The sequence below is a fragment of the Dorea sp. D27 genome (assembly GCF_001185345.1).
In the GTDB taxonomy this organism is placed as follows: Bacteria; Bacillota; Clostridia; order Lachnospirales; family Lachnospiraceae; genus Extibacter.
On record NZ_KQ236744.1, the window covers coordinates 113,932 to 134,895 of the forward strand.

The following is a 20,964-nucleotide window of genomic DNA, read 5'->3' on the forward strand; positions in this document are numbered from 1 at the left end:
TACAAAATGGGAAGTTTTAAAGATGTGGTTGGACACAAAAATATTATCGACTATATAAGAAGTGCGGTGCAGGAGGATAAGGTGTCGCATGCATATATATTGAACGGGGAAAAGGGTGCGGGGAAGAAAATGCTCGCGAACCTGTTTGCAACGACACTGCTCTGCGAGAAGGCAGGGCCGGACCCGTGCAATGAATGTCATTCCTGCAGGCAGGCAGAAAGTGGGAACCACCCGGATATCATCAAAGTGACTCACGAGAAGCCGAGTACGATCAGCGTGGACGATATCCGTGAACAGGTCAACAATACGATTCTGATAAAGCCGTACCAGGGACCTTATAAGATATACATCATCCCTCAGGCGGATATGATGTCTGTGCAGGCGCAGAACGCGCTCCTCAAGACGATCGAGGAGCCGCCGGAGTATGCGGTTATCATGCTGCTAACGGAAAATGCGGACACGCTGCTTCCGACGATAGCCTCCCGCTGCGTGATGCTGAAGCTTCGTAATATCAAGGACACGCTTATCAAAAAGTACCTGATGGAGACGATGGAAGTGCCGGATTACAAAGCGGACATGTGCACCGCGTTTGCCCAGGGTAATATGGGACGGGCGATACTGCTTGCGAATTCCGAGTATTTTAACGAGATTCGTGAGGAAGCGGTCCAGCTGCTGAAATATATCCAGGAGATGGAACTTAGCGAAATCGTAGAAGCGGTGAAGCGGATCACGACTTATAAACTAGAAATCAACGACTACCTGGACATTATCATGGTATGGTACAGGGATGTCTTGTTATATAAAGCGACAAAAGATATGGACAAGGTTGTGTTCAAGGATCAGATTAAGTATATTAAAGAACAGGCAAGAAAGAGCTCATATGAAGGAATCGAGCTGATTCTTGAGAGCCTAGAAAAAGCCAAGACAAGACTGAAGGCAAATGTCAACTTTGAGCTGGCCATGGAGCTTCTGTTCCTTACCATAAAGGAGAATTAGTGATATGACAAAAGTGATAGGAGTAAGATTCCGGCCTGCGGGAAAGATTTATTTCTTCGCGCCGGGAAAGTTCAATATTAAGACGGGCAACAAGGTTATCGTAGAGACCGCCAGGGGCGTGGAATTTGGTTCAGTCGTCACCGGTCCGAAGGAAGTTGCGGATGACCGGATTACGCAGCCGCTCAAGTCTGTTATCCGTATCGCCACTAAGGAAGATATGGATAAAGAGGCGAGAAACAGGGAGAAGGAAAAGGAAGCCTTTGAAATCTGCCTGGAGAAGATCCGCAAGCATGGGCTTGAGATGAAGCTGATAGACGCGGAATATACATTTGACAATAACAAGGTATTGTTCTACTTTACGGCGGACGGCCGAATTGATTTCCGAGAGCTCGTGAAGGATTTGGCGAGCGTGTTCCGCACAAGGATTGAGCTCAGGCAGATCGGTGTCCGGGACGAGACGAAGATACGCGGAGGAATCGGCATATGCGGCAGACCGCTCTGCTGCAATACGTATCTGACAGAATTTGCCCCCGTGTCCATCAAGATGGCCAAAGAGCAGAACCTGTCGCTGAATCCTACGAAGATATCGGGCGTGTGCGGAAGGCTGATGTGCTGCCTTACGAATGAAGAGGAGACATATGAGGAGCTGAATAACAGGCTTCCGTCTGTCGGGGATCATGTGACCACGCCGGAGGGGCTGCACGGGGATGTCCAGTCGGTGAACGTGCTGCGCCAGCAGGTGAAGGTAATCGTAACGCTGGAAAATGACGAGAAAGAGATTCGGGAATATAAAGCAGCTGAATTAAGGTTCAAGCCAAAGCGCAGGAAAAAGGATGTAAGGCTTACAAAAGAAGAGCTTGCACAGTTGAAGGCTCTGGAAGAGAAGAATGGAGTGTCAAAGCTGGATGATAACTAATCTGAAGCCGGGAGAGCGGCTGGATGACCTGCAGATCAAGGGATATGAGATCATCCAGAGCCCCGGGAGGTTCTGCTTCGGGATGGATGCGGTGCTGCTGTCTTCCTTCGCCCATGTCAAGGCTGGTGAGGAGGCGCTGGACCTGGGAACCGGTACGGGGATACTGCCCGTTCTGCTCGAGGCCAAGAACGAAGGCTCACGCTACGTGGGACTGGAGATACAGGAAGAGAGTGCGGACATGGCACGCCGGAGTGTCCTTCACAACGGGCTGGAAGGGAAGGTTGACATCGTGACAGGTGATATCAAAGAGGCGGCCGGTTTATTCGGGGCAGCCTCTTTTCACGTCATTACGACAAATCCCCCGTATATGATCGGCAACCACGGACTAAAGAATGACAATGAGGCATTGTATGTGGCGCGGCATGAGGCACTAGTCTGCCTCGATGATATCCTGCGGGAAAGTGCAAAGATACTCCGTCCGAAAGGAAGGTTCTATATGGTGCACCGGCCGTTCCGGCTGCCGGAGATATTTGCGAAGATGTGCAGCTACAAGATAGAGCCGAAACGTATGCGTTTCGTATATCCATACGTCGACAAGGAGCCCAACATGGTCCTGATCGAGGGGCTGAAAGACGGCAATCCAAGGATGCAGGCGGAGCCGCCCCTTATCGTATATGAAAAGAACGGAGGGTACACGCAAGAGCTGCGCAGCCTGTACGGGGGATAGGCGCAACCGCCGCGTACGCGCGGAGAAGGAGGGGGTTATGGCCGGTACATTGTATTTATGCGCGACGCCGATCGGAAATCTGGAAGATATGACATTCCGGGCAGTGCGTACATTAAAGGAAGCTGATCTGATTGCAGCGGAAGATACGCGCAACAGTATCAAGCTGTTGAATCATTATGAGATAAAGACGCCGATGACAAGCTATCATGAATACAACAAGATAGATAAGGGGAAAAAGCTTGTGGAGCTTCTTCTCGAAGGCAGGAACGTCGCACTCATAACGGATGCAGGAACGCCCGGGATATCCGACCCGGGCGAAGAGCTCGTGAAAATGTGCTATGAGGCAGGCGTACCTGTAACGTCAGTGCCCGGGGCGGCGGCGTGTATTACGGCGCTTACTCTGTCAGGGCTCTCCACGAGAAGGTTTGCCTTCGAGGCTTTTCTTCCCTTGGACAAAAAAGAGCGGAAGGAGATACTGGAAGAGCTGGCGAAAGAGACGAGGACCGTTGTCCTCTATGAGGCGCCGCACCGCCTCGTCAGGACGCTGAAAGAACTGGCGGAGGCGATGGGAGACAGGAAGGCGGCCGTGTGCAGGGAACTGACAAAAAGGCATGAGACGGCATTTGCCACCACGCTGGAAGACGCATGCATCTATTATGAGACGTCGGAACCAAAAGGGGAATGCGTAATCGTCGTGGAGGGCAAGAGCCGGAAGGCGGTCAGGGATGAAGCCCGGGCCAGGTGGGAGGAGCTGAGCATAGAAGCGCATATGGAGCAGTATCTCTCCGCAGGCATGACCAAGAAAGATGCCATGAAACAGGTTGCAAAAGACCGCGGAATCGGCAAGCGCGAAGTATACCAGGCGCTGCTCTAGCAGATGTCCGCAGCTTCTTGTTCAACTTGTATAGAAATATTTAAAAAGATTGTTCAACTTGGGCATGGTTCGGGTTGAACTTTTTTTATATACTTTGTTACAGAACGAAAAAGGTATCGGATGATACGAGAGGTTGATTAGGAGGAAGTAAGACATGGCAAGTTTATCATTAAAGCACATTAACAAAGTATATCCAAACGGATTTGAAGCGGTAAAGGATTTTAATCTTGAGATTGACGACAAGGAGTTCATCATATTTGTCGGACCGTCCGGATGTGGCAAGTCTACGACGCTTCGTATGATTGCAGGCCTGGAAGAGATTTCTTCAGGCGAACTCAGAATTGGGGATAAGGTGGTAAATGACGTAGAGCCGAAGGACAGAGATATCGCGATGGTATTCCAGAACTATGCGCTGTATCCTCACATGACGGTATATGATAATATGGCATTTGGACTGAAGCTTCGAAAGACTCCGAAGGATCAGATTGACAAGATGGTTCGCGAAGCGGCAAGAATCCTCGATTTGGAACAGCTGCTGGACCGGAAGCCTAAGGCACTGTCAGGCGGACAGAGACAGCGTGTTGCTATGGGCCGTGCCATTGTACGTGATCCTAAGGTATTTCTTATGGATGAGCCGCTTTCCAATCTGGATGCTAAGCTCCGCGGACAGATGCGTATCGAGATTTCCAAGCTGCACCAGAGGCTCGGAACGACGATTATCTATGTCACGCACGACCAGACCGAGGCTATGACGCTCGGTACAAGAATCGTAGTTATGAATGCAGGTATCGTTCAGCAGGTGGATACGCCGCAGACGTTATACGACTATCCATGTAATCTTTTTGTGGCAGGATTTATCGGTTCGCCTCAGATGAACTTTATCGATGCGGTATGCAAGGTGAGCGGCGAGAAAGTAGTACTCCAGGCAGGGCCATCGGCAATCGAGCTTCCGCCGGCGAAAGCGAAAAAGCTCATTGACGGCGGATATGAGGGTAAGACAGTCGTCCTCGGTATCCGTCCGGAGGACGTGCATGACGAGCAGATGTTCATCGAGTCTTCCCCGAACACGGTGATAGAAGCCACCATCCGCGTATATGAGATGTTAGGTGCGGAGGTGTACCTGTACTTTGACTACGAAGGATCCAATATGACGGCAAGGGTTGACCCAAGGACGACAGCAAGAACAGGCGATACAGTGAAGTTCGCTCTGGATGCAGAGAAGATCCACGTGTTTGACAAAGAGACAGAGCTTACCATTACAAACTAATTTCTAAGAGCGCAGGATGCCGGCCCGAAGGGGCTGGCATTCTTTTGCGCATGGTGATGCACTAAATGGAACCTATCTGAACGGCGTTCCGCTGTTCAGGGCTCATAATGAGCCAATCAGGCCGCTCGGCCAGCAAATTCACTGATAATGCAGATAAACGGAATGTGTGGCGTGTTTTTTAAAGTGCCGGACGACGAATAGGACTGAAACGGCACTCGCAGCCAGTTCTGTGACCGGGAAGGAGAGCCACACCCCTGTCATTCCGAACAGCTGCGACATCAGCAGTGCAAGCGGGAGCAGGAGGACGATTCCACGAAGCATTGCAAGTGTGAAGGAAAGCCGGGCCCGTTCTACGGAGCTGAATAGCATGGCAGAAATCATATTGATACCGACAAATATAAATGCGGTAAAATATAAAAGTATGCCTTGCCCTGCCATCTCTGCCAGCGCCTTATTGCCGGCGTGATTGAACAGGCCGATGACAGGAGCCCTCAGGAGGGCCAGGGAGCTGTAGATGACGACGGAGAGAACGGAGGCGGATGTGATGGCGTATATATAGACCCTGCGTATGCTGTCCTGCCGGCCTGCTCCGTGTGCCTCGCTTAACAGTGGCTGGCTGCCCTGCGCGATACCAGTATATATAGAAGTGACGACGAGCGACAGGTTCGCAATGATGCCGTATGCGGCAACACCCAGATTGCCTTTCTGAGACAGGATGATGAAGTTGAACGTAATCATCACAATACCGGAAGCCGCTTCAGCGATGAAGGATGACAGGCCAAGCGAAAGGATCCCCGCACCGCTTTTTACCATATGGGACGGCCTTGCAGGCCTTAGGCCGCTCTTGGCGGAGAGCAGATGCAGTGAAAGGACACCGAGACTTATAAGTGGTGCAAGGCTGGTGGCGATTACGGCACCGAATATCCCCATACCAAGGGGGAAGATAAATATATAGTCCAGAACGACATTGGACAGGCTGCCGGCGAGCATGGCAGCCATCGATAAGTTGGGATTTCCGTCATTCCTTACAAAACAGAGCACAACGTTATTGAGCATAAAAGCGGGTGCGAACAGCAGTATCACTTTTAGATATATGCGTGTCATCCCGAATACGGCACTATCGGCGCGCATAAGCGACGCAAGAGCTTTATCCCCGAATGCTCCGGCCAATACAAAGAGGAAAGAAAAGGCAAGTGCCGCGATGACGGCCGTGGTGAATGTCCGGCGTGCCGCGGCAGTATTACCGGCAGCCTTCTGAATGGAATATCTGGTGCCTCCTCCCATACCGGTCATCAGGCCCGTACCGTGGATGAAGCTGTAGATGGGGATTGCCAGATTCAGCGCAGTAAGGCCGTCAGGGCCAAGCCCCCGGGCGATAAACAGAGTATCAGCCAGTATATAGCAGGAAAGGCCGATCATCCCGGTGACATTAAATAATACGTATTTGCAGAAAGTAAGAAAAAGTGAAGATGGATTAGTTTTTTTCATTATCGGCCTCCAAAAAAAGCGCCCGGCTCCATACCTTCTCAGACCTAACGGTATGGCTTCCAAACGCTTCTCATACTTTACCCGGTGGCAAAGTCATATTCTTTATACGGTTTCAGGCAGCATGCTGATTACTGACGCCGCCTTGCTGTCTGAAGGTATCATACATGAATTAAAGTGAGGTGTCAATGGTAAAATATTAGACACTGCCAGTTACGTATGGTAAAATGATAAATGGACATATAGTCCGACAGGAGGATGCGGATGTTATCAAACCAGGTTTTGCATAAGACAGTCCAGGATATCCGAAGGATAACAGAGCTGGAAGTTTCTATCTGGGATATGCGGGGGACTTGTCTCGTTATGACGAACGAAAAGCAGACAACGCTGGACAAACAAGTGTCGTCTTATATAAAACAGACAGGGGACATCCCGGAACTTATGGAGGACGGCACGGGGCTGTTTCTGATTCATTCTGAAGAGGAACCGGTATATGTGCTGGCATTGCAGGGGGATAAGTCCCATATTGCCTTGAGCGGCCGCCTGGGGGTGAGCCAGCTGGAGAACCTGATATCCGCATATAGAGAAAGAATGGACAAGAACCGTTTTATCCAGAACCTGATTTTGGACAACCTGCTGCTCGTAGACGTCTATAATCAGGCGAAGAAGATGAAGATACCTGTGGAACTGCGCAGGGCCGTATTCCTTATCGAGCCGAAGCACGAAGGGGAGAACCTCGTGCTCGAGACATTGAAGGGACTGTATGCCACAGGCAGCAGTGATTTCGTGACGGCTGTGGACGAGGGGCATATTATTCTCGTTAAGGCGCTGGAGAAAACGGAAGATTATAAAGATGTGAACCAGACCGCGAAGGTTATCGTCGATACGCTGAACATGGAGGCCATGGTCAGCGTCAGGGTCGCTTATGGTACGATTATCGAAGAACTGAGGGACGTATCAAAATCATATAAAGAGGCCGCTATGGCATTAGAAGTGGGCCGTGTGTTCTACGCGGAACGCAATATATTAGCTTACAGCGAGCTTGGGATTGGCAGGCTCATACACCAGCTCCCGGTACCGCTTTGCGATATGTTCCTGAAAGAGGTGTTCGACGGCGGCGGTTCCGTGAAATTTGACGATGAAGAGCTGGCTACCGTCTATACCTTTTTTGAAAACAACCTGAACATATCGGAGACAGCCAGACAGCTATATGTACACAGAAACACGCTTGTATACAGGCTGGAGAAGATACAGAAGAAGACCGGACTTGACGTAAGGGTGTTCGATGATGCGCTGACATTTAAGATAGCTATGATGGTCGCAGACCACATGAAATATATGAAAGAGTAGGAGGAAATTAACATGGTGAAATTATACGATAGAGGTGTCTATCTGCTGAACGGTACAGAGATTGAGGAAGATGTGGCAGCAGTGTCCGCCAAAACGGGGCAGGCTGTATCACAGGAAGATGCGGCTAAGAATACGATGGCATACAATATTCTGGCTGCACATAATACGTCTGGCGATATGGAGCGCCTGCGAATCAAGTTTGATAAACTTACTTCCCACGATATCACTTTTGTGGGAATCATCCAGACAGCAAGGGCTTCCGGGCTGGAACATTTTCCAATTCCATATGTTCTGACCAACTGCCATAATTCTCTATGCGCGGTAGGCGGAACGATCAACGAGGATGACCACATGTTCGGGCTGACTTGCGCTAAGAAGTACGGTGGAGTGTATGTGCCGCCTCATCAGGCGGTCATCCATCAGTATGCCCGCGAGATGCTTGCAGGTGGCGGCAAGATGATCCTTGGTTCGGACAGCCATACGAGATATGGTGCGCTCGGCACGATGGCGATGGGCGAAGGCGGGCCGGAACTTGTAAAGCAGCTCCTGGAAAAGACTTATGATATCAAGATGCCGGGCGTTGTAGGCATCTATCTGGACGGGGAGCCTGCAAAGGGAGTAGGACCTCAGGACGTGGCGCTTGCGATTATCGGAGCCACATTTGCCAACGGATATGTTAATAATAAAGTAATGGAATTTGTCGGTCCGGGCGTGGATAAGCTGAGTGCGGACTTCAGAATCGGGATAGATGTCATGACGACAGAGACGACATGCCTTTCTTCCATATGGAAGACAGACGGAAAGATTGAAGAGTTCTATGAGATCCATGGCAGAACAGAGGACTACAAAGAGCTGAATCCTGGGGCTGTGGCATATTATGACGGCATGGTATATGTGGATCTGGGTGAAATAAAGCCTATGATCGCGATGCCGTTCCACCCGTCTAACGTATATACGATTGACGAAGTGAATGCCAATCTGAAGGATGTACTCCACGATGTGGAACAGAAAGCGCTGGTAAGCCTGGACGGTGCGGTAGATTATACTCTCCAGGATAAGATTGTGGACGGAAAACTGTATGTGGAACAGGGGATCATCGCCGGCTGTGCCGGCGGCGGTTTTGAGAATATATGTGCGGCAGCAGATATTATACGCGGCAAATATATTGGGGCTGATGAATTTACGTTCAGCGTATATCCGGCAAGCACGCCTATATACATGGAACTTGTCAAGAACGGTGCCGTAGCGGACCTTATGCAGGCGGGTACAATCGTCAAGACGGCATTCTGCGGACCATGCTTCGGGGCAGGGGACACGCCTGCTAATCACGCGCTCTCTATCCGCCACTCAACGAGAAACTTCCCGAACAGAGAGGGGTCTAAGCTGCAGAGCGGTCAGATATCATCCGTAGCGCTGATGGATGCGCGGTCCATTGCGGCAACCGCGGCTAACAAAGGCTTCCTCACATCGGCAACGGATATGGATGTAGAATATAAGGGGCAGAAATATCATTTTGATAAAGAAATATATGCCAACAGAGTATTTGACAGCAAGGGAAAGGCAGACCCTTCCGTCGAGATTAAGTTTGGCCCCAATATCAAAGACTGGCCTGAGATGCCGGCACTGCCTGAGCATCTTGTACTCAAGGTGGTTGCAGAGATTCATGATCCTGTAACGACGACAGACGAGCTCATACCGTCCGGCGAGACTTCTTCGTACCGTTCAAATCCGCTGGGCCTGGCAGAATTTACCCTGTCGAGAAAAGACCCGGCTTATGTAGGAAGGGCGAAAGAGGTGCAGAAGGCACAGAAGGCAATCGAGGCCGGCACGTGTCCGCTCGACGTACTGGATGAGCTGAAGCCGGTAATGGCGGAAGTACGGAAGAAATTCCCGGAAGCCGGAGAAGGAAACATAGGCGTAGGAAGCACGATATTTGCCGTGAAGCCAGGCGACGGCTCTGCCAGAGAGCAGGCGGCATCCTGCCAGAAAGTGCTGGGAGGATGGGCCAATATCGCCAACGAATATGCCACAAAGAGATACCGTTCCAATCTTATCAACTGGGGAATGCTTCCATTTATCACGAAAGAAGAGCATCAGCGGCTGAACTTCAAGAACGGAGACTACATCTTTATACCGGACATCAAAAAAGCGATTGAAGATAAGACACCTGATATCAGGGCATATGTAGTCAGCGGAGAGCTTAAGGAAATCACTCTGAGCGTCGGAGACATGACAGATGCCGAGCGCGAAATCATTCTGAAAGGGTGCCTGATCAATTATTACAAAGGCTAGAAAGGGACACCCTGAAATTAATTGGGGACGGAGGTTTTTTAATTTTCCTCCGTCCCCAATTAATTTTTTAGCCTTTTGATGCAACAGCCAGGGGTGTTTTTGACTCTTATTTATATCACAGGTATTAGGAAAAGATATTGTCATATCTCATGGGAGGGCAGGATATGAAGTGTGATGCAAGCATGTTTGCACAGTTGTATGAGACGGTTTACAAGGACCTGTACCGGTTTGCCTTGTGTCTGGTGAAGGATGGGCATGACGCGGAGGATGCGGTGAGCGAGGCGGTGGTTTCTGCCTATGAAAATATTGGAAAACTTCGGAAGGCGGAAGCGTTCAAGAGCTGGATATTTACTATTCTGGCTAATGTATGCAGGAGGAAGCTCAGGAAGGATGCGAGGTTGAAAAGCAGCGAACAGCCTTATGATAAATACGAGGATGCTGCAGGGAGACAGCCTGACTATGGCCTGGCACTGGATGTAAAGCGGGCATTCTTCATACTGGAAGAGGAGGAGCAGCTCATTATCGGCCTGTCGGTGTTCGGCGGCTATAACAGCGCCGAGATCGGAACGATGCTGAGCCTGAACGCCAGCACGGTGCGATCGAAGAGGAAGAGGGCGCTGGAGAAGATGGAATGTGTGCTTAGATAGTGTGATATGAATGAAAGGGGCATCGCTATGGATAAAAGGGAACAAGACATTTTGACGCAGTTAGAAGAAAAGACGAAAAATATCGAGGTGCCGGACGGTTTACAACCTGATGCGGTGGATAAGATGTTGACGGCCCATAACCGGAAGGACAGGAGATGGCGCCCGGCCAGAATCGCGGGCCTTGCGGCAGCCTGCCTCGTACTGGCAGCAGGCGTGACTGCGGCTGTCATATGGAACAGCAGTGGCACAAGCCGGATACAGACAGGACAGGAATCCGCTTCCGGCGGCGATAAGATTGCATCGGCCAAAGATTATGACCAGATATATTCTTATATCGAGAATTACAATAAACAGCAAAAAAAGAAGAAGCGGTATATGGAGTGCTGGAAAGCAAAGAAATAGCCACGGAAGATTCCGCTGCCAAGTCTGCAGACAACGCCGAGCCACAAATGAGCAGGTCCGATTCAGGCGCGGCAGCCAGCGCATATTCGACTACGAACGTTAGGCAGGAGGGGGTAGATGAGGCAGATACATCCAAAACGGATGGAAAATATCTCTATGTACTCAAGGACAGCCGTCAGGAAATCGCAGTTGTGGAGGCAGAGGAAGGCTCTCTCACAGAATCTGGAGCCATCAGTGTAGAAAAAGGCATGACTATAGAAGAGTTCTATCTGAATCCGGAAAAGAAGCGTCTGGTCATGATCTGCAGCAAGGCAGAAGAGGGAGACGGAAACCTGTTCCGGGATATGGGTGTCAGCACGTCGACAGAGGCAGTTACCTACGACGTGGGAGACCCGGCACAGCCTGTAGAGCTGGGCAGGATACGCCAGAGCGGCTCTTACAGCTCATCCAGGATGTCAGGCGATTACCTGTATCTGTTCAGCACGTACTATACCGGAACCGGAATATCGAGGGGAGATGAAAAGTCTTTCGTGCCGCTCGTCAATGAGAAGCCGCTGGCGATTGATGATATATACCTGCCACCGGTAGATATGGGCAACATGTATGAAGTTGTAACAGCACTTGACATTGAGGATCCGGATACGATTACGGACAGCAAGGCCATATTCTCCAAAGGCGGCCAGATATATGTAAGCAATGAGAATATCTATTATTATGAAAATGAGTGGGAGGAGCCGGATAAAACAAGTACGACGGTAAGAAAGATTGCATATAAGGACGGCAGGCTCAGGGCAGAGGCACAAGGGACTTTTGACGGCTATCTGAATGACTCGTTCTCTATTGATGAATATAAGGGTTACCTCAGGGTGGCGGTTACGACAGGGGACACGAACTCTGTCTATGTCATGGATGATAAGCTGAAGGTCATCGGCTCCATCGAGGGACTGGCAGAGGATGAGCGGATTTATTCCGCAAGATTTATGGGAGATGCAGGATACTTCGTCACCTTCCGGGAGACGGATCCTCTGTATTCCGTGGATCTGTCAGATCCTAAGAAACCAGAGATAAAAGGGGCTTTAAAGATTCCTGGCTTTTCCGATTATCTGCATTTTTACGGGGAAGGACTTCTGATTGGAATCGGAATGGACGTGGACGAGGACACGTCCGTCACCGGAGGAGTCAAGCTGACGATGTTCGACATTACGGATATGACAGACGTAAAAGAAAAAGATACGTATGTGATGGAAAATGTTTACAGTACGGATGTGTCTTATGATTATAAAGCAGCGCTGGTCGATGCCGGAAAGAATCTCATCGGATTTCCGGGATATGAATCCGGCGGCCAGAAGTATTACCTTTTCAGCTACAGTACCAAGGACGGGTTCAAATGCCTTATGGGTGAAGAAATCAACGGCAGTGGGGCGATACCTGCACGGGGGATCTATATCGGCGATATCCTTTATATTGTCCAGGGAAATATCGTAGAATCATACAGTCTCAGTAATTACAAAAAGATAGGTGACATTATATTATAGACGAATTTTGTACGGAGCTGTCTGAATGTTTAAAAAGACAGAATATTTGGTTAAACTAATACAATTATAAATTAATAAATAAAAATAGTAAAAATAGTATTGACAAATAAAAAATCCGATGATATTATATAGTCAATCCAAAGGAAATCCAAAAAAGAATCTTGACGAGAAAGAGATTCTTGAAAAAGGGAAGGACATATAATGAACTGTATATGTTATCCATTTTTCAAAGGATTATAAAAAATTATATCTCATATGTAGGTGAGATATAAATTTGGAAATAAAATAAAGGAGGCTTAATCCATTGGACAATGTAATATCAGAATCAAAATCTCAATATGTTAGTGGTATGGCAGATATAAATTCCCGTAGAATAAGCCTTAACAATAGAGAAGAAACCGGTAGATAAATAATAAAAAGAATATTCGGAGAAGAAGAATAACCGGAATGGCAAGATTCGTATTTGCAGACATATTGATAGTATATACCACAAGATAGTTCAAAGAAATTAGACGATGTGTGAAGAAACATCAGCTAATATATCTGAATTTATATAATGGGAGCTATATAGGCAGTGGTTATAGAAGAAATAACTTAATACGGCTATAGGCGAAGGAATAAGGGCAGAGTCTATTGCTGGAACGGCTATAGGTATAATAACCGGGTTGACTGGCTTATATAGAGAAAATGAGGGATATAAATAATGATATGAAGATTATAATTTTATAGTCCGAAGCTTTGAGTTATAATTCGAATATAAAAAGGAGATAGGCTTTAGGGAATAGAATCAAAAATGAACCTCCGATAAATAAAAAAATATGATAAAATTAAATATAAAATAGCCATCATTATCAAAACGATTATGATGGCTATTTTTTCCTGTATATAGCGTTATTTTAGACAATATCAAGGAATATTTTACCACTTCTTAGTTTTGTAATGTTTTGTAACATAATTTTAATATTTTTTATGCTTATATTTTGACATTGATATAGGCTTATGATAAACTTATATCAGTGAATTATGGTGTATTATAGCATAACCTTGCGAAAGTTAAGAGACACAGGAGAGGAATAGTATAAAAATATTATTGAGGTGAGAACTTTGGATAAATACGAATATCGTGTAAAAACAGAGCAGATGCTCGAATATATGGAGAAAAAGCAATATAAAAAAGCGATGGAAATAGCTGATACCGTGGATTGGAGAAGGGTGAAGAACGCAGCCATGCTCAACACGGTCAGTGAAATATATGAATCGAACGGAGAGTACCAGAAGAGCAGGGACATATTGTTCGTAGCTTATGACAGGTCTCCGGGGAGCCGGAAGATTGTATATCGGCTCGGAACGCTGGCGCTTAAGATTAATGATATTGAAGAAGCATCGGACTGCTATGAAGAGTTTGTAAAGCTGGCACCTAAGGATCCTAACCAGTACATATTAAAGTACAAGATTCTTAAGGTTCAAAAAGCGCCTTATGAAGAGCAGATTGCGGCGCTTGAAGATTTTAAGAAGTCAGAATATGTCGAAAAATGGGCGTATGAACTTGCCCTGCTATATCATGAGGCAGGAATGACGGCAGAGTGCCTCGAAGAATGTGATGACCTGATTCTGTGGTTCAGCGAAGGGAAATATGTGTACCAGGCTATGGAACTTAAGATGAAGTATAAGCCGCTGACCCCGCTGCAGCAGGAGAAATATGACAGCCGGCCGGGAGCCGCGAAGAAGCCTCAGGTTAAGAAGGCGGCAGTGGAGACGCCTGTGAGCAGCAGCAGGGCTGCAGTTGTGGAGCCGTCGGAAGAGGAGATACCGGAAGAAGCAATCGGCGTGCCGGAGGAAGAGACGCCGCTGCCCGCAATACAACATGCAGTACACGATATGACAACAGAAGTACCGGCAATGGACGAGGTGCTGAAGGCTGTAGAGGAGGAGATGGATGTTCCGTCAGATGAGACGCGCAGAATGCCGGTAGAAGAGCTGGAGGAGCTGGAAGAGCTACAGAACCGCCAGAAATCGCCGATTACGAAGATAGTGAAAGGAGCCACGCTGCAGGAGGCGCTGGCGAATGGGGTGAAGGTTGCCAGCGGTATTGATATAGAAGAAAAAGCGATGGCCGAGAAAACGGAAGAATTACGTATAACGGGTCAGATGCGTATAGAAGAGATTCTGCAGGAATGGGAAGCTAAGCAGAAAGACCATGCGGAGGCTATCGAAAAACAGAAAAAGGAAGATGTAGAGCGCATCAGCAAAGAAAGAGAAGAAGCCAGAAAGCGCAGAGAATCGGAACGCAGAGAAGTAGAAAGAAAAGCGGCGGAAGCCGAGGCAGCCCGCAAAGCAGCAGAGGAAGAGGCAGCCAGGAAGGCAGCGGAAGAAGAGGCGGCCAAGAAGGCAGCGGAAGAAGAAGCAGCCCGTAAAGCAGCAGAGGAAGAGGCGGCCAGAAAAGCTGCGGAAGAGGAGGCATTCCGCAGGGCAGAGGAAGAAGCAGCCAGAAGAAGGGAGGCCGAAGAAGCCCGCAAAGCAGCGGAAGCTGAAGCGGCCAGAAAGGCGGAAGAAGCCCGCAGAGCAGCAGAGGAAGAAGCGGCCCGCAAGGCAGAAGAATCAGCGGCAGAGGAGAAGGCTAAAAAGACAGTTCCAAGCATGACAGAGGACATCAGACAGCTTATGGAGGAACTGGAACACGGAGTTGCAGAGCCTGAGCCGGAAGAGGAGACAGATTATTATGAGGAAGAGGATGATGAGCCGTTAGACAATATGGGCAGCCTTGTAGAAGAGCTTCAGATGGAAGATGTTCCGGAAGAGGAAGATGATTTTGAGGACGATTTCGGGAGCGGATTCGACGAAGATGATTTCGGAGCCGGAGATGCTGATGAGGACAGCCTTGACGACGGATATGAAGAAGATTTCGATGATGCAGACGAGTTAGACGAAGACGATTTTGAGGAAGCAGACTACGACGAGGATGACTTTGAAAGCGAGGACGATTTTGACGAAGAGGACTATGACGCAGACGATTTCTTCGATGATGAAGAGTCCGAGATAGAAGAGCCGGAAGAGGAAGAGCTTGTGATTGAAGAGCCTTCGGAAGAGGAGATTCAGAAGCGCATTAAAAAGTCCAAAGGCGGAGGTGTCCCGTTCGACACAGGTTTTGTCGTGACCGGCCGTTATGATTTGAGCGCGACGAGCGAGATTGGACTGAAGGCAGGGCTTACGGAAGAACAGAAAAAACTGTTTTCTTATTTTGTTCCCGTCAGAGGTATGAGTGAGCAGATAGTGGAAGTGCTGGACAATGACAGAAGAGCACAGCGCGAAGGAACATCCAAGACAGGCAACCTGATGGTGATAGGGCGCAAAGGATCAGGGAAGACAGTTCTGGCAGTGGATATCGTAAAGGCTATCCAGAAGCAGAGGAACCTGAAACAGGGCAAGGTAGCCATAGTAACGGGAGAATCTCTGAATAAAAAAGAGCTGGCCAATATTATCCAGAAGCTGCGAGGCGGGGCAATTATCATAGAGAAGGCTGGAAAGCTGAACTCAAGGACGGTGAAGGAACTGGATTATCTGATGGAGAAGAAGACGGGAGAGCTTCTATTTGTACTGGAAGACCAGAGAAAGCCGCTTGAGAGAATACTAACGGCCAACCCGGAATTCAGAAAGAAGTTCACTTCCAGGCTGGAACTTCCGGTATTCATCAATGACGAGCTTGTGACATTCGGACAGACGTATGCCAAAGAGAACGGCTATAAGCTTGACGAGATGGGAATCCTTGCATTATACAGCAGAATTGATGTTATGCAGAGGGAGGACCATGCAGTTACGGTAGCAGAGGTCAAGGAGATTATGGATGAGGCAATATCGCACTCCCAGAAAGCGAATGTGAAGCACCTTGCCAGAAGAGTATTCGGAAAGAGCACGGACGACTCTGACAGAATCATCTTAAAGGAAGAAGATTTTAGGATTTAAGAATAGAAAAGAAAGGGTTTTGACAGGGCAACATTTGTCAAAACCCTTTCTTTTTATGCCTGTCTAAAGTATAATAAACGTAAATAATGACAGGAATGCGAGGGGTGACGGTATGGCAGAAAAAAGAAAGAAATCATATGAGATTGGAGAACTGGACCACTATCTGTTTGGGCAGGGAAACCATTATGAGATCTATAAAAAGCTGGGGGCGCACAAGGTGACCAAGGGCAAAAAGACGGGGGTATATTTCGCCGTATGGGCGCCTCATGCCAAAGCGGTGACAGTTGTGGGGGAATTCAATGGCTGGGATATGGAAGCGAACCCGATGGAGAGAGGGGAACCGCTTGGAATATATACATGCTTTATTCCAGGTGCGCAAGAAGGCGAGATGTATAAGTTCTGTATAGAGACCTATTCCGGGCAGTACATTTTTAAAGCGGATCCATATGCCAATTATGCCGAGCTGAGGCCGGGAACTGCTTCACGGATTGCCGATATAACAGGCTTAAAGTGGACGGATGAAGCCTGGATGGAGAAGCGCGCCAAGTGGGATTGCAGGGAGGAGCCGATGTCCATATACGAGGTTCATATCGGCTCTTGGAAGCGCCACCTCGGACGGGAAGACGAAGGGTTCTATACGTACCCGGAATTCGCAAAGGAAATTGCAAAGTATGTAAAGGCCATGGGTTATACACACGTTGAGCTGATGGGAATAGCCGAGCATCCTTATGATGGCTCCTGGGGATACCAGGTGACAGGATATTTCGCTCCTACGTCACGATATGGGACGCCCCAGGACTTTGCCTGGATGATAAATTATCTGCACAAGAACAGAATCGGTGTCATTCTCGACTGGGTACCGGCACATTTTCCGCGGGACGCCCATGGGCTGGCCGACTTTGACGGGACACCAACCTATGAGTATGCGGACCCTAAGAAGGGGGAACATCCGGACTGGGGGACGAAAATATTTGATTACGGGAAAAATGAAGTGCGTAACTTCCTTATCTCAAATGCACTGTTCTGGATTGAACAATATCATGTGGACGGCCTGCGCGTTGATGCGGTAGCCTCCATGCTATACCTAGATTATGGGAAGCAGGACGGGCAATGGACTGCCAATAAGTACGGCGGTAATAAGAACCTTGAGGCAATCGACTTCTTCAAGCATCTGAATTCTGTAGTGCTTGGCAGAAACCCAGGCGCGCTGATGATTGCAGAAGAGTCTACAGCCTGGCCGAAGGTGACGGGGGACGTGGAAGAGGATGGTCTGGGATTCAGCCTGAAATGGAATATGGGATGGATGCATGACTTTACGGAATATATGAAGCTTGATCCGATTTACAGGAAAGGTGCCCATAACCAGATGACCTTTGCTATGAGCTATGCATACAGCGAAAATTATGTCCTTGTGCTCTCCCATGATGAGGTAGTCCACCTGAAGTGCTCCATGCTCAACAAGATGCCTGGCATCGGTGGAGATAAATATGCGAATCTGAAAGCGGGCTATGCTTTTATGATGGGCCATGCAGGGAAGAAGCTTCTGTTCATGGGCCAGGAATTTGCGCAGCTGCGTGAATGGAGCGAGGAGAGAGAGCTCGACTGGTATCTGCTCGCAGAGGAAGAACACCTCCAGATGCAGAACTGGGTCAGGGACCTGCTTCATCTGTACAAGAGGAATAAAGCCATGTATGAGATGGACAGTTCGTGGGAAGGTTTCGAATGGATCAATGCGGACGATGCAGAGAGAAGTATCTTCAGCTTTGTAAGACATTCTAGAGACTGCAAGAAGAACCTGCTGTTCGTATGTAACTTTACGCCGGTCGGACGGGAGGACTACCGGGTCGGCGTGCCGAAGAGAAAGCAGTATAAGCTTATACTTAACAGTGACGACAGCCAATATGGAGGAACCGGGGAAGAAAGGCCACTCGTTTATAAGGCTGCCAAGTCCGAATGTGACGGAAGGCCATACTCAATTGAGTATAACCTGCCAGCGTACGGCGTGGCAGTATTCGAGTTCTGACATGAAAGAGGTACAGGTTCCTCTCTCTGTACGCTGTGCGGGGGTACGGGAGAACGATAGAAGAGTAAAAATTGCAGATACTTTTAAATCCTCTGTCCAGTGGCTGCTGAACAGAGGATTTTTATGATTTCATGATAAACTTTAAAAATTTGTTAGAAATATAAAGGAAAATAATTAACATTTCCTGGTATTATGATTATGCAGTAAGGAAGGAAGCGGAGGAAAAGCATGGAACAGTATACGGTATTGGTGGTGGATGATGATAAAGAAATCGTCAGGTCGCTCGGGAAACTTCTGGAGCTGGAAGGATATAATGTGCTCAGAGCTTATAATGGCATGGATGCGTTAGATCTGCTTGTCACAGATAAGGTACACCTTATCATACTGGACGTGATGATGCCCCAGTTAAATGGCCTGTCGGCGCTCATGAAGATTCGGGAGAGGAACAATATACCGGTTATCATGCTGTCGGCGAAAACAGAAGAGAGCGATAAGGTTATCGGCCTGTCCATGGGAGCCGACGACTATGTGACGAAGCCGTACAACACCGCAGAACTGATGGCGCGGGTCAAGTCGCAGCTTAGAAGATATTTTGCCCTCGGCGCTGCCACGCAGGCTGACACTGGAGCTGTTCTGAGGACCGGCGGCCTCGTGCTCGACAAGAACACGAAGCAGGTGACGGTTGACGGCGAGCAGACGCAGCTGACAGCTACAGAATATAAGATACTGGAGCTTTTGATGGAACACCCGGGATATGTATTTCCGGCAGAGCAGATATACAGCAGAGTCTGGAAGGAGGACGTATATGCCGGTGAGAAGACTGTCATGGTACATATCCGGAGAATCCGGGAAAAGATAGAGATAACTCCGAAGAATCCAAAATACTTAAAGGTGGTGTGGGGAATTGGCTACAAGATTGAAAAATATGACTAACAGAGGAAAGGCGTCGCTGGCATTGTATCTTGCATCGGCAGCAGGAATTGCTGCATGCTCGGGAGTGTATGTATCATCCAGGTGGTTCGGCGGATGGAACGTGAATCAGCAGTTCAAGATTTTATGCTATCTATTTGTATCCCTGTTTATCATAGCAGTATCCGTGTTCTTTCACTTTTATCCGGCAAGGGCATGGAAAGATATGAAGAGATGGAAGATAGATACTATTGGGACAGAAGTGCTGGCGGCAGGGCTGCTGCTTGACCTGTGGGTCTGGTTTATGGGAATCCATTCTTCGATAATGGACGGAACTTTATTTTACAGCATTCGAATCGTTTCATATGGCATGATACTTGTGACGTGCGTTCTGTTCTACTTTCCGGTGGCGCTTATTGGAACAGGCTGCATCGTACTGCTTGGCAGGAGAGTGCTCCAGGGAACATTGAAAAAATCGTCCGTCATATATGATACTGTTCAGAAGAGGAGATCTTCCATGGCATTTGAGAAGGCGATGCGGGAGAACAGCAGGGCATCCTTCATCATAGCGACGGTATGTCTGGCAGGGACAGTAGGTGCTGTCTGGAAGAGCGGACTACAGTGGGGAGATCCGTTCGGGGTTGTCGTGATTGCCGTTCTGGCAGCGGCCTCCTATGTATGCTATATCAAGAGTTTTAGAAATAACAAGGTATATAAAGATACTGCATGCCTGCTGCGTCAGATAGATCAGATGTCAGATGGTGAATTAAACGCACAGGCAATCGAAGAAGAGGATTCACTGCTATATGAAGGTTCGAAGAAGCTCAGCAGTATCGGTGCAAACCTCAAGCGGATTATGGAAAAGCAGATGCAGGCGGAGCGGATGAAGATTGATTTGATAACAAACGTGTCCCATGATTTAAAGACGCCTCTTACATCGATGGTCGGTTATATAGATCTGCTTAAGAAAGAAGAGATGGGAGATGAGGCAAAGGATTATGTCAATGTCCTTGCATTGAAGCAGGAACAGCTCAAAGATATGATACAGGATATCTTTGACCTGTCAAAATCCACAAGCGGGGAAGTGAGCCTGGAGCTGGAAGAGCTGGATATGAAGAAGCTTCTCGAGCAGACGCTTGGGGACATGGAAGACGCAGTCGTCAACAGCGGCATGGCCATTCGTGAAAGAGTGGATGACAGGAGCCTTAATATAGTAGGGGATGGAAAGAAGCTATACCGCGTGCTTCAGAATATCATAAGCAATGCGCTCAAATATTCCCTGAAAGGGACGAGGATATATATCGATGCGGGGAGGGAAAAAAACCAGGTATATGTATCTGTCAAGAATACGGCCTCTTATGAAATGGATTTTGGTCCGGAGGAAATCATGGAGCGGTTCAGCCGGGGAGACAAATCACGCAACACAGAAGGGCACGGGCTTGGACTTGCGATTGCAGAAAGCTTCACGAAGAATATGGGAGGCAGCATGTCGGTGGAAATAGACGGTGACCAGTTTAAGGTAAAGGTAATGTTTGAAGGGCTTCAGGCATAAAAGGATGTGAGGATATACGGCACATGCAG

General features: G+C 48.3%; 15 protein-coding genes. 14 read left to right on the top strand and 1 reads right to left on the bottom strand.

Features of this window, described 5'->3' with window-relative positions; all coding sequences use genetic code 11:
- Positions 1–6 precede the first annotated feature (6 nt).
- The 5 genes from holB to HMPREF0980_RS07065 all read left to right on the top strand — a co-directional run bounded on the left by holB (position 7) and on the right by HMPREF0980_RS07065 (position 4,780).
- Positions 7–996: a DNA polymerase III subunit delta' gene (gene holB / locus HMPREF0980_RS07045; RefSeq protein WP_049728455.1), complete on the top strand. Its 990-nt coding sequence runs from the start codon at positions 7–9 to the stop codon at positions 994–996.
- A 4-nt stretch (positions 997–1,000) separates the two neighbouring features.
- Positions 1,001–1,912 (top strand): PSP1 domain-containing protein, encoded by a 912-nt coding sequence (locus HMPREF0980_RS07050; RefSeq protein ID WP_049728456.1) that lies wholly within the window; start codon positions 1,001–1,003, stop codon positions 1,910–1,912.
- Entirely contained in the window at positions 1,902–2,639 is a 738-nt protein-coding gene (locus tag HMPREF0980_RS07055; RefSeq protein WP_049728457.1) for a tRNA1(Val) (adenine(37)-N6)-methyltransferase, read from the top strand. The genes HMPREF0980_RS07050 and HMPREF0980_RS07055 overlap by 11 nt, the downstream gene beginning before the upstream one ends.
- Positions 2,640–2,676: 37 nt before the next feature.
- A complete protein-coding gene (rsmI, locus tag HMPREF0980_RS07060; RefSeq protein ID WP_049728458.1) occupies positions 2,677–3,513 on the top strand; it encodes a 16S rRNA (cytidine(1402)-2'-O)-methyltransferase in 837 nt (278 codons plus the stop codon).
- A 154-nt stretch (positions 3,514–3,667) separates the two neighbouring features.
- On the top strand, positions 3,668–4,780 hold the full coding sequence (locus HMPREF0980_RS07065; RefSeq protein WP_049728459.1) for an ABC transporter ATP-binding protein: 1,113 nt from the start codon (positions 3,668–3,670) through the stop codon (positions 4,778–4,780).
- A 138-nt stretch (positions 4,781–4,918) separates the two neighbouring features.
- On the opposite strand, the gene HMPREF0980_RS07070 is transcribed toward HMPREF0980_RS07065, so the two are convergent.
- Positions 4,919–6,268: an MATE family efflux transporter gene (locus HMPREF0980_RS07070; RefSeq protein ID WP_049728460.1), complete on the bottom strand. Its 1,350-nt coding sequence runs from the start codon at positions 6,266–6,268 to the stop codon at positions 4,919–4,921.
- A gap of 261 nt (positions 6,269–6,529) precedes the next feature.
- Here HMPREF0980_RS07070 and HMPREF0980_RS07075 point away from each other — a divergent pair, with 261 nt between their 5' ends.
- The 9 genes from HMPREF0980_RS07075 (at position 6,530) to HMPREF0980_RS07110 (ending at position 20,935) form a co-directional block, all read left to right on the top strand.
- Positions 6,530–7,615, top strand: coding sequence for a PucR family transcriptional regulator (locus tag HMPREF0980_RS07075; protein ID WP_049728461.1), 1,086 nt, complete (start codon positions 6,530–6,532; stop codon positions 7,613–7,615).
- A 12-nt stretch (positions 7,616–7,627) separates the two neighbouring features.
- Positions 7,628–9,907 carry a hydratase gene (locus HMPREF0980_RS07080; RefSeq protein ID WP_049728462.1) on the top strand — a complete coding sequence of 760 codons (2,280 nt, stop codon included), beginning with the start codon at positions 7,628–7,630 and terminating at the stop codon, positions 9,905–9,907.
- Positions 9,908–10,071: 164 nt separating this feature from the next.
- On the top strand, positions 10,072–10,554 hold the full coding sequence (locus HMPREF0980_RS07085; protein ID WP_049728463.1) for an RNA polymerase sigma factor: 483 nt from the start codon (positions 10,072–10,074) through the stop codon (positions 10,552–10,554).
- 27 nt (positions 10,555–10,581) lie between these two features.
- Positions 10,582–10,956: a hypothetical protein gene (locus HMPREF0980_RS19420; protein ID WP_242847357.1), complete on the top strand. Its 375-nt coding sequence runs from the start codon at positions 10,582–10,584 to the stop codon at positions 10,954–10,956.
- Positions 10,935–12,491, top strand: a complete 1,557-nt coding sequence (locus HMPREF0980_RS07090; RefSeq protein ID WP_330375870.1) for a beta-propeller domain-containing protein — start codon at positions 10,935–10,937, stop codon at positions 12,489–12,491. The genes HMPREF0980_RS19420 and HMPREF0980_RS07090 overlap by 22 nt, the downstream gene beginning before the upstream one ends.
- 1,104 nt (positions 12,492–13,595) lie before the next feature.
- Positions 13,596–16,451 (top strand): hypothetical protein, encoded by a 2,856-nt coding sequence (locus HMPREF0980_RS07095; protein WP_049728464.1) that lies wholly within the window; start codon positions 13,596–13,598, stop codon positions 16,449–16,451.
- A gap of 112 nt (positions 16,452–16,563) precedes the next feature.
- Complete coding sequence (glgB, locus tag HMPREF0980_RS07100; protein WP_049728465.1) at positions 16,564–18,474, top strand: 1,4-alpha-glucan branching protein GlgB; 1,911 nt, start codon at positions 16,564–16,566, stop codon at positions 18,472–18,474.
- Positions 18,475–18,702: 228 nt separating this feature from the next.
- Entirely contained in the window at positions 18,703–19,407 is a 705-nt protein-coding gene (locus HMPREF0980_RS07105) for a response regulator transcription factor (protein WP_049728466.1), read from the top strand.
- Positions 19,379–20,935, top strand: coding sequence for a sensor histidine kinase (locus tag HMPREF0980_RS07110; protein ID WP_147629798.1), 1,557 nt, complete (start codon positions 19,379–19,381; stop codon positions 20,933–20,935). Before HMPREF0980_RS07105 ends, HMPREF0980_RS07110 begins: the two co-directional genes overlap by 29 nt.
- Positions 20,936–20,964: the final 29 nt, after the last annotated feature.